Raw genomic sequence first — 16,268 nt, 5'->3', positions numbered from 1 at the left:
AGCGCCATGTTTCGTCCCATCCTCATCGCCGCCTTGCTGGCTGGCATCGGCCTGTCCAATGCACAGGCGCAATTGCCCGAATCCGTCAGCCTGCTGCTGCGCAGCGCGAGTATCCCCGAAGACGCCATGGGCGCCATCGTCTTGCGCGGCAACACCACCGTGCTGTCGCACGGCGCCGGGCGCAGCATGCAGCCCGCGTCCACCATGAAGCTGGTGACGACGGCCGTGGGCCTGGAGCAATTGGGTCCCATCTTCCGCGGCCGCACCGAGTTGCGCACCAGCGCCGACGTCATCAATGGCGTGCTGAAGGGCGACTTGATCCTGCGCGGCGGCGCCGACACGGATTTCAACGCGGACGTGCTGGCACACATGCTGCAAACCCTGCGCAACCAGGGCATCGTAAAAATCAAGGGTGACCTGATCCTGGACCGCCAGCTATTCCAGCCGGCCCGGCCGGACATTGGCGCACTGCCCTTCGACGAGTCGGCCGAGTTCCGCTACAACGTCATTCCCGATGCCTTATTGCTGAACACCAATTTGCTCGATATCAACATGAACTCAACGGATCGGCAATTGAGCATCCTCATGCAGCCGCCGCTCGAGAATGTCAGCATCACCAGCGACATGAAGCTGGTCAAGGGCAGCTGCGCCCGGTGGGAAGATGGCTGGCGCCCGCCCGAATATCGGCGCGATGCGAGCGGCAAGCTGCAGGTGATACTGCACGGCACCTTCCCGCAAAATTGCAACAAGGCCACCAGCATCAATGTGCTTGATCGCAACGACTATGCGGACCGGCTGTTCCGTGCGACCTGGAAACGCCTGGGTGGCACGATCACGGGCACGGTGCGCGAAGCGCCGTTTACGGGCTTGCCGCCGACGGCCGAACCGGTCGGCACGCGCATGCTGGCCGACCATGTGGCACGCGCCTTGCCAGAGGTCTTGCGAGATATCAATAAGACGTCCGATAACACCCTGGCCCGCACCTTGTTCCTGAGCCTGGGCAGCTTGCAAAGCGATGGCTGGCTGGGCAGCCGTCCCGTTGCCATGGCAGCGCCGGAAGATACGGCCAGCCGGGCGCGGCTAGTCATCCAGGAATGGTTCCAGCGACACAATATCGATACCCAGGGCATGCTGGTCGACAACGGTTCCGGCCTGTCGCGCACGGGACGCATTGCGCCGGCGCAACTGGCTGGCGTGCTGCAAGCGATGCAGCAAAGTCCGTGGGCGCCCGAGTTCCAGTCCAGCCTGCCCATCGTGGCGCTGGACGGCACCATGCGCAAGCGCCTGTTGAACAGCCAGGCCGCCGCGCGCGCGCGCATCAAGACGGGCACATTAAAAAATGTGGTGGCCATCGCCGGCTATGTACCCGATGCCAACAACCAGCTGTGCATAGTGGTTGCCATGATCAATAGCGACCTGGTGGGCAATGGCAATGGCCGCGCCGCCGTCGATGCGCTGATCGAGTGGGTGGCCAGGAGCGGTGCCACGCCGGTGGTCGCCGGCCAATAAAAGGAAAGCAAAGACAGAAAGGCAGCGCGCAGCGCTGCCTTTTTTTCGGCTTTTGCATTGGCAGCTGATGAACAGCCGGGGTCAGACCCTCAATGCCGCTAACGCAAAAGTCATTGCTAACGAGCGAGGGGGTCTGACCCCAGCCTTCGCTTGGGGCTAACCACCAGACGAAAAAAAACCCCACCGGAGTCCGGTGGGGTTTTCTTCTACTACGAATAACAAGCCTGACGATAACCTACTTTCACACTGGTTGCAGCACTATCATCGGCGCAAAGTTGTTTCACGGTCCTGTTCGGGATGGGAAGGGGTGGGACCAACTTGCTATGGTCATCAGGCATAACTTGTACTGGCATTTGTCCTCAATTGAGCGACAAAGCCTGAATCTGGAAGAAGCAAAGATTGGGGTAATGAATAGTAGTATCAACAAACTCACAACGTTGTACCGTCTTATCCTCTGTACCTGCTAAGGTTATAGGGACAAGCCGTACGGGCAATTAGTACTGGTTAGCTTAATGCATTACTGCACTTCCACACCCAGCCTATCAACGTCCTGGTCTCGAACGACCCTTCAAAGAGCTCAAGGCTCTGGGAAATCTCATCTCAAGGCAAGTTTCCCGCTTAGATGCTTTCAGCGGTTATCTCTTCCGAACTTAGCTACCCGGCAATGCCACTGGCGTGACAACCGGTACACCAGAGGTTCGTCCACTCCGGTCCTCTCGTACTAGGAGCAGCCCCCTTCAAATTTCCAACGCCCACGGCAGATAGGGACCAAACTGTCTCACGACGTTTTAAACCCAGCTCACGTACCACTTTAAATGGCGAACAGCCATACCCTTGGGACCGGCTACAGCCCCAGGATGTGATGAGCCGACATCGAGGTGCCAAACTCCCCCGTCGATATGAACTCTTGGGAGGAATCAGCCTGTTATCCCCAGAGTACCTTTTATCCGTTGAGCGATGGCCCTTCCATACAGAACCACCGGATCACTATGTCCTACTTTCGTACCTGCTCGACTTGTCAGTCTCGCAGTTAAGCACGCTTATGCCATTGCACTATCAACACGATGTCCGACCGTATCTAGCGTACCTTCGAACTCCTCCGTTACACTTTAGGAGGAGACCGCCCCAGTCAAACTGCCTACCATGCACTGTCCCCGATCCGGATAACGGACCAAGGTTAGAACCTCAAACAAACCAGGGTGGTATTTCAAGGTTGGCTCCACGAGAACTAGCGTCCCCGCTTCAAAGCCTCCCACCTATCCTACACAGATTGGTTCAAAGTCCAATGCAAAGCTACAGTAAAGGTTCATGGGGTCTTTCCGTCTAGCCGCGGGTAGATTGCATCATCACAAACATTTCAACTTCGCTGAGTCTCGGGAGGAGACAGTGTGGCCATCGTTACGCCATTCGTGCAGGTCGGAACTTACCCGACAAGGAATTTCGCTACCTTAGGACCGTTATAGTTACGGCCGCCGTTTACTGGGACTTCAATCAAGAGCTTGCACCCCATCATTTAATCTTCCAGCACCGGGCAGGCGTCACACCCTATACGTCCACTTTCGTGTTTGCAGAGTGCTGTGTTTTTATTAAACAGTCGCAGCCACCAGTTTATTGCAACCCTTTCACCCTCATGGAGTAAACCAATCAAGCTACCGGGGCGTACCTTTTCCCGAAGTTACGGTACCAATTTGCCGAGTTCCTTCTCCCGAGTTCTCTCAAGCGCCTTAGAATACTCATCTCGCCCACCTGTGTCGGTTTGCGGTACGGTCTCGTATGACTGAAGCTTAGAGGCTTTTCTTGGAACCACTTCCGATTGCTTCGTGAACAAGTTCACTCGTCCCATCCCCTTGAATTCCGCGCCCGGATTTGCCTAAGCGCCTTCTATGAGACAGAAACTGACTATTCCAACAGTCAGACAACCTTCCGCGATCCGTCCCCCCATCGCATCATACGACGGTGCAGGAATATTAACCTGCTTCCCATCAGCTACGCATCTCTGCCTCGCCTTAGGGGCCGACTCACCCTGCTCCGATGAACGTTGAACAGGAAACCTTGGGCTTACGGCGTGGAGGCTTTTCACCCCCATTATCGCTACTCATGTCAGCATTCGCACTTCTGATACCTCCAGCATCCTTTACAAGACACCTTCGCAGGCTTACAGAACGCTCTCCTACCATATATATCTGTGATAAATCACAGAACAATATCCGCAGCTTCGGTGACTGGCTTAGCCCCGTTACATCTTCCGCGCAGGACGACTCGATCAGTGAGCTATTACGCTTTCTTTAAATGATGGCTGCTTCTAAGCCAACATCCTGACTGTTTTAGCCTTCCCACTTCGTTTTCCACTTAGCCAATCTTTGGGACCTTAGCTGGCGGTCTGGGTTGTTTCCCTCTTGACGCCGGACGTTAGCACCCGACGTCTGTCTCCCAAGCTCGCACTCATCGGTATTCGGAGTTTGCAATGGTTTGGTAAGTCGCAATGACCCCCTAGCCATAACAGTGCTCTACCCCCGATGGTGATACTTGAGGCACTACCTAAATAGTTTTCGGAGAGAACCAGCTATTTCCAAGTTTGTTTAGCCTTTCACCCCTACCCACAGCTCATCCCCTAATTTTTCAACATTAGTGGGTTCGGACCTCCAGGGCGTGTTACCGCACCTTCATCCTGGCCATGAGTAGATCACTTGGTTTCGGGTCTACACCCAGCGACTGATCGCCCTATTCGGACTCGATTTCTCTACGGCTTCCCTATTCGGTTAACCTTGCCACTGAATGTAAGTCGCTGACCCATTATACAAAAGGTACGCAGTCACGGAACAAGTCCGCTCCTACTGTTTGTATGCACACGGTTTCAGGATCTATTTCACTCCCCTTCCGGGGTTCTTTTCGCCTTTCCCTCACGGTACTGGTTCACTATCGGTCGATTACGAGTATTTAGCCTTGGAGGATGGTCCCCCCATATTCAGACAGGATGTCACGTGTCCCGCCCTACTTGTCGTACGCTTAGTATCACCGGTCTGATTTCGAATACGGGACTATCACCCGCTACGGTTCCTATTTCCAGAGGATTCTTCTATCAGTCCGACTATCACGTACAGGCTCTTCCCATTTCGCTCGCCGCTACTTTGGGAATCTCGGTTGATTTCTTTTCCTGCAGCTACTTAGATGTTTCAGTTCGCCGCGTTCGCCTTGCATACCTATGTATTCAGTATGCAATACCCTAAAAGGGTGGGTTGCCCCATTCGGAAATCTGCGGATCAAAGTGTGTTTGCTCACTCCCCGCAGCTTATCGCAAGCTACTACGTCCTTCATCGCCTGTAATCGCCAAGGCATCCACCATGTGCACTTATTCGCTTGTCCCTATAACGTTAGCCTCTCATCATTTGCATAATGAAAGAGCGCTACAGGGATAAGAAAGTACAACGTTGTTGCTTGTTTGTTGATACATACAATCATTACCCATCGATTTGCTTTTTACGGCAAACCAATCAATAAATAATCTTTACTTCTTCCAGATTGTTAAAGAACATACAGCACTTGATCTCGAAAAGACCAAACCTAAATCCCGGTGCATTAATCAGCACTGATTTACGTTTGAACTTTTGGTGGAGGATGACGGGATCGAACCGACGACCCCCTGCTTGCAAAGCAGGTGCTCTCCCAGCTGAGCTAATCCCCCTAGGGTATTTCCAGACTGCAAAAACTGGTAGGGCTGGTTGGACTCGAACCAACGACCCCCGCGTTATCAACACGGTGCTCTAACCAGCTGAGCTACAGCCCCAAATGCTGTTCTTTATATTAACAGCCGATAAGTGTGAACATTTGATGCGTGAATCATTACTGATTCGTGCAAACTCTAGAAAGGAGGTGATCCAGCCGCACCTTCCGATACGGCTACCTTGTTACGACTTCACCCCAGTCACGAATCCTACCGTGGTAAGCGCCCTCCTTACGGTTAAGCTACCTACTTCTGGTAAAACCCGCTCCCATGGTGTGACGGGCGGTGTGTACAAGACCCGGGAACGTATTCACCGCGACATGCTGATCCGCGATTACTAGCGATTCCAACTTCATGCAGTCGAGTTGCAGACTACAATCCGGACTACGATACACTTTCTGCGATTAGCTCCCCCTCGCGGGTTGGCGGCGCTCTGTATGTACCATTGTATGACGTGTGAAGCCCTACCCATAAGGGCCATGAGGACTTGACGTCATCCCCACCTTCCTCCGGTTTGTCACCGGCAGTCTCATTAGAGTGCCCTTTCGTAGCAACTAATGACAAGGGTTGCGCTCGTTGCGGGACTTAACCCAACATCTCACGACACGAGCTGACGACAGCCATGCAGCACCTGTGTACTGGTTCTCTTTCGAGCACTCCCAAATCTCTCCGGGATTCCAGCCATGTCAAGGGTAGGTAAGGTTTTTCGCGTTGCATCGAATTAATCCACATCATCCACCGCTTGTGCGGGTCCCCGTCAATTCCTTTGAGTTTTAATCTTGCGACCGTACTCCCCAGGCGGTCTACTTCACGCGTTAGCTGCGTTACCAAGTCAATTAAGACCCGACAACTAGTAGACATCGTTTAGGGCGTGGACTACCAGGGTATCTAATCCTGTTTGCTCCCCACGCTTTCGTGCATGAGCGTCAATCTTGACCCAGGGGGCTGCCTTCGCCATCGGTGTTCCTCCACATATCTACGCATTTCACTGCTACACGTGGAATTCTACCCCCCTCTGCCAGATTCTAGCCTTGCAGTCTCCAATGCAATTCCCAGGTTGAGCCCGGGGATTTCACATCAGACTTACAAAACCGCCTGCGCACGCTTTACGCCCAGTAATTCCGATTAACGCTTGCACCCTACGTATTACCGCGGCTGCTGGCACGTAGTTAGCCGGTGCTTATTCTTCAGGTACCGTCATTAGCAAGAGATATTAGCTCTCACCGTTTCTTCCCTGACAAAAGAGCTTTACAACCCGAAGGCCTTCTTCACTCACGCGGCATTGCTGGATCAGGCTTTCGCCCATTGTCCAAAATTCCCCACTGCTGCCTCCCGTAGGAGTCTGGACCGTGTCTCAGTTCCAGTGTGGCTGGTCGTCCTCTCAGACCAGCTACTGATCGATGCCTTGGTAGGCTTTTACCCTACCAACTAGCTAATCAGATATCGGCCGCTCCACGAGCATGAGGTCTTGCGATCCCCCACTTTCATCCTTAGATCGTATGCGGTATTAGCGTAACTTTCGCTACGTTATCCCCCACTCTAGGGTACGTTCCGATATATTACTCACCCGTTCGCCACTCGCCACCAGAGCAAGCTCCGTGCTGCCGTTCGACTTGCATGTGTAAGGCATGCCGCCAGCGTTCAATCTGAGCCAGGATCAAACTCTTCAGTTTAATCTCTGTTACTTTGCCATTTTATTGGCACCGTCTTGCGACGGGTCGCTCACTCAAAAAACTGACAGGCTACTTCCGAAGAAGTATCCTATTTCATTATTTCTTGTGAACATTTGATATTTTAAGTTAGACGCCAATCCGAAGATTGGCGCTGCACTTACATCAAATGCCCACACTTATCGACTGTTAATTGTTAAAGAACTGTAATCGGTTACTGCTTTCGCGCTATCGACAAAGCGTTGTGTTTGTCAGCTGCGAAGAAGGAAGAGTATGAAGCATTTCACTACATCCGTCAACCTTCTTTTTTACTACCCTCACCGTTTCCAGTGATCCCTTTGTTTCGCAAACTGCAGCGTCTCATTGGGGAGGCGAACTATAGCAAAGCTATACGCAGGCAGCAAGGTTTATTCTACGAAAGTGTGAAATTTAATTATGCGATGCCATATCGCCATCAAATTGACCAGGTAATACCATCCGGAACGCCCTGGTGCCCGTTGACGCTTGCATATGAACGGGCTGATCTACATGCAACTGCACCAGCCCCGCGCCGGCCAGGCAACTGCAGCAGCATCGACAAGGAAGATAACAGCAGTTGACGGCAGCATTAGCAGTAATTTGCCAGTAATGCCTGGAGAATAAATCTCCAGACGAAAAAAAACCCCACCGGAGTCCGGTGGGGTTTTCTTCTACTGCGAATAACAAGCCTGACGATAACCTACTTTCACACTGGTTGCAGCACTATCATCGGCGCAAAGTTGTTTCACGGTCCTGTTCGGGATGGGAAGGGGTGGGACCAACTTGCTATGGTCATCAGGCATAACTTGTACTGGCATTTGTCCTCAATTGAGCGACAAAGCCTGAATCTGGAAGAAGCAAAGATTGGGGTAATGAATAGTAGTATCAACAAACTCACAACGTTGTACCGTCTCATCCTCTGTACCTGCTAAGGTTATAGGGACAAGCCGTACGGGCAATTAGTACTGGTTAGCTTAATGCATTACTGCACTTCCACACCCAGCCTATCAACGTCCTGGTCTCGAACGACCCTTCAAAGAGCTCAAGGCTCTGGGAAATCTCATCTCAAGGCAAGTTTCCCGCTTAGATGCTTTCAGCGGTTATCTCTTCCGAACTTAGCTACCCGGCAATGCCACTGGCGTGACAACCGGTACACCAGAGGTTCGTCCACTCCGGTCCTCTCGTACTAGGAGCAGCCCCCTTCAAATTTCCAACGCCCACGGCAGATAGGGACCAAACTGTCTCACGACGTTTTAAACCCAGCTCACGTACCACTTTAAATGGCGAACAGCCATACCCTTGGGACCGGCTACAGCCCCAGGATGTGATGAGCCGACATCGAGGTGCCAAACTCCCCCGTCGATATGAACTCTTGGGAGGAATCAGCCTGTTATCCCCAGAGTACCTTTTATCCGTTGAGCGATGGCCCTTCCATACAGAACCACCGGATCACTATGTCCTACTTTCGTACCTGCTCGACTTGTCAGTCTCGCAGTTAAGCACGCTTATGCCATTGCACTATCAACACGATGTCCGACCGTATCTAGCGTACCTTCGAACTCCTCCGTTACACTTTAGGAGGAGACCGCCCCAGTCAAACTGCCTACCATGCACTGTCCCCGATCCGGATAACGGACCAAGGTTAGAACCTCAAACAAACCAGGGTGGTATTTCAAGGTTGGCTCCACGAGAACTAGCGTCCCCGCTTCAAAGCCTCCCACCTATCCTACACAGATTGGTTCAAAGTCCAATGCAAAGCTACAGTAAAGGTTCATGGGGTCTTTCCGTCTAGCCGCGGGTAGATTGCATCATCACAAACATTTCAACTTCGCTGAGTCTCGGGAGGAGACAGTGTGGCCATCGTTACGCCATTCGTGCAGGTCGGAACTTACCCGACAAGGAATTTCGCTACCTTAGGACCGTTATAGTTACGGCCGCCGTTTACTGGGACTTCAATCAAGAGCTTGCACCCCATCATTTAATCTTCCAGCACCGGGCAGGCGTCACACCCTATACGTCCACTTTCGTGTTTGCAGAGTGCTGTGTTTTTATTAAACAGTCGCAGCCACCAGTTTATTGCAACCCTTTCACCCTCATGGAGTAAACCAATCAAGCTACCGGGGCGTACCTTTTCCCGAAGTTACGGTACCAATTTGCCGAGTTCCTTCTCCCGAGTTCTCTCAAGCGCCTTAGAATACTCATCTCGCCCACCTGTGTCGGTTTGCGGTACGGTCTCGTATGACTGAAGCTTAGAGGCTTTTCTTGGAACCACTTCCGATTGCTTCGTGAACAAGTTCACTCGTCTCAACCCCTTGAATTCCGCACCCGGATTTGCCTAAGTGCCTTCTATGAGCCAAAAACCAACTATTCCAACAGTTGGACAACCTTCCGCGATCCGTCCCCCCATCGCATCATACGACGGTGCAGGAATATTAACCTGCTTCCCATCAGCTACGCATCTCTGCCTCGCCTTAGGGGCCGACTCACCCTGCTCCGATGAACGTTGAACAGGAAACCTTGGGCTTACGGCGTGGAGGCTTTTCACCCCCATTATCGCTACTCATGTCAGCATTCGCACTTCTGATACCTCCAGCATCCTTTACAAGACACCTTCGCAGGCTTACAGAACGCTCTCCTACCATATCCAATAAAGGATATCCGCAGCTTCGGTGACTGGCTTAGCCCCGTTACATCTTCCGCGCAGGACGACTCGATCAGTGAGCTATTACGCTTTCTTTAAATGATGGCTGCTTCTAAGCCAACATCCTGACTGTTTTAGCCTTCCCACTTCGTTTTCCACTTAGCCAATCTTTGGGACCTTAGCTGGCGGTCTGGGTTGTTTCCCTCTTGACGCCGGACGTTAGCACCCGACGTCTGTCTCCCAAGCTCGCACTCATCGGTATTCGGAGTTTGCAATGGTTTGGTAAGTCGCAATGACCCCCTAGCCATAACAGTGCTCTACCCCCGATGGTGATACTTGAGGCACTACCTAAATAGTTTTCGGAGAGAACCAGCTATTTCCAAGTTTGTTTAGCCTTTCACCCCTACCCACAGCTCATCCCCTAATTTTTCAACATTAGTGGGTTCGGACCTCCAGGGCGTGTTACCGCACCTTCATCCTGGCCATGAGTAGATCACTTGGTTTCGGGTCTACACCCAGCGACTGATCGCCCTATTCGGACTCGATTTCTCTACGGCTTCCCTATATGGTTAACCTTGCCACTGAATGTAAGTCGCTGACCCATTATACAAAAGGTACGCAGTCACGGAACAAGTCCGCTCCTACTGTTTGTATGCACACGGTTTCAGGATCTATTTCACTCCCCTTCCGGGGTTCTTTTCGCCTTTCCCTCACGGTACTGGTTCACTATCGGTCGATTACGAGTATTTAGCCTTGGAGGATGGTCCCCCCATATTCAGACAGGATGTCACGTGTCCCGCCCTACTTGTCGTACGCTTAGTATCACCGGTCTGATTTCGAATACGGGACTATCACCCGCTACGGTTCCTATTTCCAGAGGATTCTTCTATCAGTCCGACTATCACGTACAGGCTCCTCCCATTTCGCTCGCCGCTACTTTGGGAATCTCGGTTGATTTCTTTTCCTGCAGCTACTTAGATGTTTCAGTTCGCCGCGTTCGCCTTGCATACCTATGTATTCAGTATGCAATACCCTAAAAGGGTGGGTTGCCCCATTCGGAAATCTGCGGATCAAAGTGTGTTTGCTCACTCCCCGCAGCTTATCGCAAGCTACTACGTCCTTCATCGCCTGTAATCGCCAAGGCATCCACCATGTGCACTTATTCGCTTGTCCCTATAACGTTAGCCTCTCATCATTTGCATAATGAAAGAGCGCTACAGGGATAAGAAAGTACAACGTTGTTGCTTGTTTGTTGATACATACAATCATTACCCATCGATTTGCTTTTTACGGCAAATCAATCAATAAATAATCTTTACTTCTTCCAAATTTTTAAAGAACATACAGCACTTGATCTCGAAAAGACCAAACCTAAATCCCCGTGCATTAATCAGCACTGATTTACGTTTGAACTTTTGGTGGAGGATGACGGGATCGAACCGACGACCCCCTGCTTGCAAAGCAGGTGCTCTCCCAGCTGAGCTAATCCCCCTAGGGTATTTCCAGACTGCAGAAACTGGTAGGGCTGCTTGGACTAGCGTCCACCTTACCCCCAGTTTTTTCTGGTAGGGCTGGTTGGACTCGAACCAACGACCCCCGCGTTATCAACACGGTGCTCTAACCAGCTGAGCTACAGCCCCAAATGCTGTTCTTTATATTAACAGCCGATAAGTGTGAACATTTGATGCGTGAATCATTACTGACTCGTGCAAACTCTAGAAAGGAGGTGATCCAGCCGCACCTTCCGATACGGCTACCTTGTTACGACTTCACCCCAGTCACGAATCCTACCGTGGTAAGCGCCCTCCTTACGGTTAAGCTACCTACTTCTGGTAAAACCCGCTCCCATGGTGTGACGGGCGGTGTGTACAAGACCCGGGAACGTATTCACCGCGACATGCTGATCCGCGATTACTAGCGATTCCAACTTCATGCAGTCGAGTTGCAGACTACAATCCGGACTACGATACACTTTCTGCGATTAGCTCCCCCTCGCGGGTTGGCGGCGCTCTGTATGTACCATTGTATGACGTGTGAAGCCCTACCCATAAGGGCCATGAGGACTTGACGTCATCCCCACCTTCCTCCGGTTTGTCACCGGCAGTCTCATTAGAGTGCCCTTTCGTAGCAACTAATGACAAGGGTTGCGCTCGTTGCGGGACTTAACCCAACATCTCACGACACGAGCTGACGACAGCCATGCAGCACCTGTGTACTGGTTCTCTTTCGAGCACTCCCAAATCTCTTCAGGATTCCAGCCATGTCAAGGGTAGGTAAGGTTTTTCGCGTTGCATCGAATTAATCCACATCATCCACCGCTTGTGCGGGTCCCCGTCAATTCCTTTGAGTTTTAATCTTGCGACCGTACTCCCCAGGCGGTCTACTTCACGCGTTAGCTGCGTTACCAAGTCAATTAAGACCCGACAACTAGTAGACATCGTTTAGGGCGTGGACTACCAGGGTATCTAATCCTGTTTGCTCCCCACGCTTTCGTGCATGAGCGTCAATCTTGACCCAGGGGGCTGCCTTCGCCATCGGTGTTCCTCCACATATCTACGCATTTCACTGCTACACGTGGAATTCTACCCCCCTCTGCCAGATTCTAGCCTTGCAGTCTCCAATGCAATTCCCAGGTTGAGCCCGGGGATTTCACATCAGACTTACAAAACCGCCTGCGCACGCTTTACGCCCAGTAATTCCGATTAACGCTTGCACCCTACGTATTACCGCGGCTGCTGGCACGTAGTTAGCCGGTGCTTATTCTTCAGGTACCGTCATTAGCAAGAGATATTAGCTCTCACCGTTTCTTCCCTGACAAAAGAGCTTTACAACCCGAAGGCCTTCTTCACTCACGCGGCATTGCTGGATCAGGCTTTCGCCCATTGTCCAAAATTCCCCACTGCTGCCTCCCGTAGGAGTCTGGACCGTGTCTCAGTTCCAGTGTGGCTGGTCGTCCTCTCAGACCAGCTACTGATCGATGCCTTGGTAGGCTTTTACCCTACCAACTAGCTAATCAGATATCGGCCGCTCCACGAGCATGAGGTCTTGCGATCCCCCACTTTCATCCTTAGATCGTATGCGGTATTAGCGTAACTTTCGCTACGTTATCCCCCACTCTAGGGTACGTTCCGATATATTACTCACCCGTTCGCCACTCGCCACCAGAGCAAGCTCCGTGCTGCCGTTCGACTTGCATGTGTAAGGCATGCCGCCAGCGTTCAATCTGAGCCAGGATCAAACTCTTCAGTTTAATCTCTGTTACTTTGCCATTTTATTGGCACCGTCTTGCGACGGGTCGCTCACTCAAAAAACTGACAGGCTACTTCCGAAGAAGTATCCTATTTCATTATTTCTTGTGAACATTTGATATTTTAAGTTAGACGCCAATCCGAAGATTGACGCTGCACTTACATCAAATGCCCACACTTATCGACTGTTAATTGTTAAAGAACTGTGATCGGTACTGCTTTCGCGCTATCGACAAAGCGTTGTGTTTGTCAGCTGCGAAGAAGGAAGAGTATGAAGCATTTCAGCACAATCGTCAACTCCTTCTTTTACTGCCCAGCCCCTGAAGGCTGTCCCTTTTGTGCCGCAAACCAGTGCGTCTCATCGGGGAGGCGAACTATAGCAAAGCGCCCCAGTAGTAGCAAGGCTTTTCCGGAGCTTTTGCATGCAACTGCTACAATTTCGCCCCCTTCGCGCCAAACGGCGCTTGCCTATATATAGAAACATAGAAGATTCACCATGAAACAACAAGCTCAAGGATCAGGCCTGACCCTGAAACGAGCTGGCTTTACCACTGGCTTCGGCGTGCTCGCCGCCACCCTCGGCTCCGCAGTCGGTCTCGGCAACATCTGGAAATTCCCCTATCTGACGGGCGCCAATGGGGGCGCCGGCTTCCTGCTCATCTATTTGCTCGCCACCCTATTAGTGGGATTGCCCGTGATGATCGCGGAAATTACCCTGGGGCGCCGGGCCAAGGTCAATCCCATCTCGACCATGGAACAGCTGGCACCGAAGGGCAAGCCCTGGTGGCTGGTTGGCGTGATCGGCATGGTCGCAGCCTTCCTGATCGTCGCGTTCTACTCGGAAGTGGTCGGCTGGGTGTTTGCCTATATCGCCAAGGCCATCGATGGCTCCATCCTCAGCAGCGACAAGCTGGTGACGGAAGCGGCCTTCGCTTCACTGATCAGCAATCCCCTGCAATCGCTGTTGTGGCAATGGGGCGTGCTGCTGTTTATCGGCGGCATCCTGATGCTGGGCGTGACCAAAGGCATCGAAGCGATCGCCAAGAAGCTGATGCCGTTGCTATTTCTGTTACTACTGCTGCTATGTGCGGTCAGCCTGTCGCTGGATAAAGCGGGCGAAGGCCTGGCCTTTTTGTTCCGCCCGGACTTCAGCAAGCTGACGGCTTCCGTCGTGCTGACCGCGATGGGCCTGGCCTTCTTCAAGTTATCTGTCGGCATGGGCACGATGATGACCTACGGCAGCTATTTCCGCGATGACCAGAATATCCCCGTCACGACTTTGCGCGTGATGGCTGCAGACCTCGGTGTATCGATGCTGGCTGGCATCGCCATCTTCCCCGCCGTGTTCACGTTTGGCTTCGCCCCCAGCGCGGGACCGTCGCTGGTGTTCATCACCATCCCCGCCGTGTTTTCACAAATTCCCATGGGGCAAGTTCTGATGGTGGTGTTCTTCATCCTGGCCGCAGTCGCCGCAACGGGCGCGATGCTGTCGCTGATGGAAGTGCCCGTGGTGATCTTCCATGAACGCTTTGGCTGGACACGTGCCAAGGCTACGGTTGTGACCATGCTGCTGCTGGCCATGCTCGGTTCCGTATGCGCGCTGAGTAACAGCACCCTGGCGGACTTCAAGCTGTTTAATTTGAATATGTTTAATCTGTTCGACTTTGTCTCGTCGAATATCTTCCTGCCCGTGGGTGGGATCGCGATTGCCTTGTTCACAGGCTGGGCCTGGGGCAAGCAACATTTCATCGATGCGATCGGCAATCACGGACAGTTGCAGAACAAGGCCCTGGCGCATGTGCTGCTGTTCCTGCTGCGCTTTGTCTCGCCCGTGCTGATCCTGATCGTGATGCTGAAAGGTTTGAAGGTTTTCTAACTGCTTCAGTAACTAGAGCACCCGGGTGTAGGTCTGGCGCACCAGCACCCGGTCGCCGCAATCGAAATGCCACCATTCGCTGTTGATGCCAAAGAAGCCCGCCTGGAACATGGCGTCCCGCAACAAGCGGCGGTGTTCTACTTGCTCCTGCGTAATTTCCCCTTTTTCCAGCAAAACCAGTTCCAGCGCTGGATGCGAGCGCTCACTGAGGTCATCAAAGCCCGTGCCCATGTCCAGTTCCTGCCCGTCAGGTCCGACGATGGTGATGTCGAGCGCCATGCCGAACGAGTGGATCGAGCCGCGCGACGGTTCAGCGATATAGCCGAGCAACTCCGTTCCCTGCAGCGCATCCCACAGTTGCTGCTGCACCCGCTGCGGACGCAGGGCGTCGAGCACCAATAAATGATGATCGGGGCGATGCGCGGCCAGCCAGGCCACGGCCTGTTCCAGTGCCGCGGCCGCATCGCGATGCAGCCAGGCGCAATCGATGGGGTTATATAAATCGCGGCCGACAAAATTGTCGGGCGTAGCGTAGCGCAAGTCGACGGCGATGCCGTCAATACTGCTCAGGTGGCGAAATTGCGGATCGCTGCCGACCGCTTCCAATTGCAAACTTGCAACAGACATCAGACTCCTCTTTCCAGGCAGTTGCGCGCCGCCACGCCAATGCTGTCGGCCAGCCGCCGCGCGCCATGGGACAGCGGCGAGTGGCTCGCCGTCAATAAATACAGTTGGATGGGGATGCTCGGCGCCCAAGGACGGCGCTGCAGGCGATCGGGCGAGCCGGAGGCGGCCGTAAACGGGTCGACCACGGCCATGCCGGCGCCCGCTTCCACCAGGGAGCGGGCAATTTGATAGGTTTGCACCACGGTACTGAAGACAGGGTGGATATCCTGCGCCTCGCAAGCGGCCACCACCAGTTCGCCCAGCGGATCGTTGTCCGCATGGCCGATCAGCTCGCCATTCAGGCCATGCGCCGTCAACGGCGTGCCGCAATCTGCCCCCTGCCAGGTGCCGGTCGGCGCAATCACCGTCATGACACCGTGCGCAATCGGTTCGGCCACGATGCCCGGATGGCGCGGGTCTTGCAGCGATACGGCCAGGTCCGCTTCACCCAGGCGCAGGGTATTGACGATCTCGCCCGTGTGGTGGGTGGCCAGTTGGCAACGCGTGTGGGGAAAGTCGCGGCGCCACTCCGTCATGGCAAACGGCAAGACGCTGATGGCGAGCGTCGGCGTGGACACCAAACGGATGGTTTCCACCGCATGGCCCTTCAGGCTGGCCGCCAGGCGGCGGATGCCCAATAAATCGCGGTTGAGCTTTTCCGTCTCGACAAACAGGCGGTGCGCCTCCGGTTTCGGGTACAGCTTGCCCCGCACGCGCTCGAACAGTGGCATGCCCAGTTGCAACTCACAGTGCTGCAAGACCTTGGTCACGGCCGGCTGCGAAATATGCAGCACCTGGGCCGCGCCGCTGATGGTGCCAACTTGCATGATGGCATGAAACACTTCGATATGACGCAGCCGCATGAGCTATTCCTTTACCTTGCCGTGACCACTTGGGCCGTCAACGTTCAGCATATAAG

The 16,268-nt window shown here is 53.3% G+C and carries 4 protein-coding genes, 4 tRNA genes and 6 rRNA genes; 2 read left to right on the top strand and 12 right to left on the bottom strand.

Going from position 1 to position 16,268, the window contains the following annotated elements; translation table 11 throughout:
• The first annotated feature begins 6 nt into the window (after window positions 1-6).
• Window positions 7-1,509 (top strand): D-alanyl-D-alanine carboxypeptidase/D-alanyl-D-alanine-endopeptidase, encoded by a 1,503-nt coding sequence (dacB, locus tag C8C89_RS04945; protein WP_133989036.1) that lies wholly within the window; start codon window positions 7-9, stop codon window positions 1,507-1,509.
• A gap of 222 nt (window positions 1,510-1,731) precedes the next feature.
• On the opposite strand, the gene rrf (C8C89_RS04940) is transcribed toward dacB, so the two are convergent.
• The 10 genes from rrf (C8C89_RS04940) to C8C89_RS04895 form a co-directional block, all read right to left on the bottom strand.
• Window positions 1,732-1,844, bottom strand: a 5S ribosomal RNA gene (gene rrf, locus C8C89_RS04940).
• A gap of 138 nt (window positions 1,845-1,982) precedes the next feature.
• A 23S ribosomal RNA gene (locus C8C89_RS04935) occupies window positions 1,983-4,872 on the bottom strand.
• 243 nt (window positions 4,873-5,115) lie between these two features.
• Window positions 5,116-5,191: transfer RNA gene (locus C8C89_RS04930), tRNA-Ala, on the bottom strand.
• Between the two features lie 25 nt (window positions 5,192-5,216).
• A tRNA-Ile gene (locus tag C8C89_RS04925) sits at window positions 5,217-5,293 on the bottom strand.
• A gap of 79 nt (window positions 5,294-5,372) precedes the next feature.
• A 16S ribosomal RNA gene (locus C8C89_RS04920) occupies window positions 5,373-6,903 on the bottom strand.
• Between the two features lie 702 nt (window positions 6,904-7,605).
• Window positions 7,606-7,718 (bottom strand): 5S ribosomal RNA (gene rrf, locus C8C89_RS04915).
• Window positions 7,719-7,856: 138 nt separating this feature from the next.
• Window positions 7,857-10,732: ribosomal RNA gene (locus C8C89_RS04910) — 23S ribosomal RNA — on the bottom strand.
• A 243-nt stretch (window positions 10,733-10,975) separates the two neighbouring features.
• Window positions 10,976-11,051 (bottom strand) — tRNA-Ala (locus tag C8C89_RS04905).
• Between the two features lie 71 nt (window positions 11,052-11,122).
• A tRNA-Ile gene (locus tag C8C89_RS04900) sits at window positions 11,123-11,199 on the bottom strand.
• A gap of 79 nt (window positions 11,200-11,278) precedes the next feature.
• Window positions 11,279-12,809 (bottom strand): 16S ribosomal RNA (locus C8C89_RS04895).
• Together the 16S, 23S and 5S rRNA genes with 4 tRNA genes alongside form the textbook arrangement of a ribosomal RNA operon.
• A 494-nt stretch (window positions 12,810-13,303) precedes the next feature.
• Here C8C89_RS04895 and C8C89_RS04890 point away from each other — a divergent pair.
• Window positions 13,304-14,683 carry a sodium-dependent transporter gene (locus tag C8C89_RS04890; RefSeq protein ID WP_101483255.1) on the top strand — a complete coding sequence of 460 codons (1,380 nt, stop codon included), beginning with the start codon at window positions 13,304-13,306 and terminating at the stop codon, window positions 14,681-14,683.
• 12 nt (window positions 14,684-14,695) lie between these two features.
• On the opposite strand, the gene C8C89_RS04885 is transcribed toward C8C89_RS04890, so the two are convergent.
• Both C8C89_RS04885 and C8C89_RS04880 read right to left on the bottom strand, forming a co-directional pair.
• Window positions 14,696-15,310, bottom strand: a complete 615-nt coding sequence (locus C8C89_RS04885; RefSeq protein ID WP_101483256.1) for a M15 family metallopeptidase — start codon at window positions 15,308-15,310, stop codon at window positions 14,696-14,698.
• Window positions 15,310-16,212: a LysR substrate-binding domain-containing protein gene (locus C8C89_RS04880; RefSeq protein WP_101483257.1), complete on the bottom strand. Its 903-nt coding sequence runs from the start codon at window positions 16,210-16,212 to the stop codon at window positions 15,310-15,312. The genes C8C89_RS04885 and C8C89_RS04880 overlap by 1 nt, the downstream gene beginning before the upstream one ends.
• Between the last annotated feature and the right edge of the window lie 56 nt (window positions 16,213-16,268).

The sequence above is a fragment of the Janthinobacterium sp. 75 genome, from assembly GCF_004365495.1.
Classification (GTDB): Bacteria; Pseudomonadota; Gammaproteobacteria; order Burkholderiales; family Burkholderiaceae_D; genus Janthinobacterium.
The sequence above is the reverse complement of the archived record's forward strand: the minus strand, read 5'-3'. Positions and strand labels throughout refer to the sequence as shown.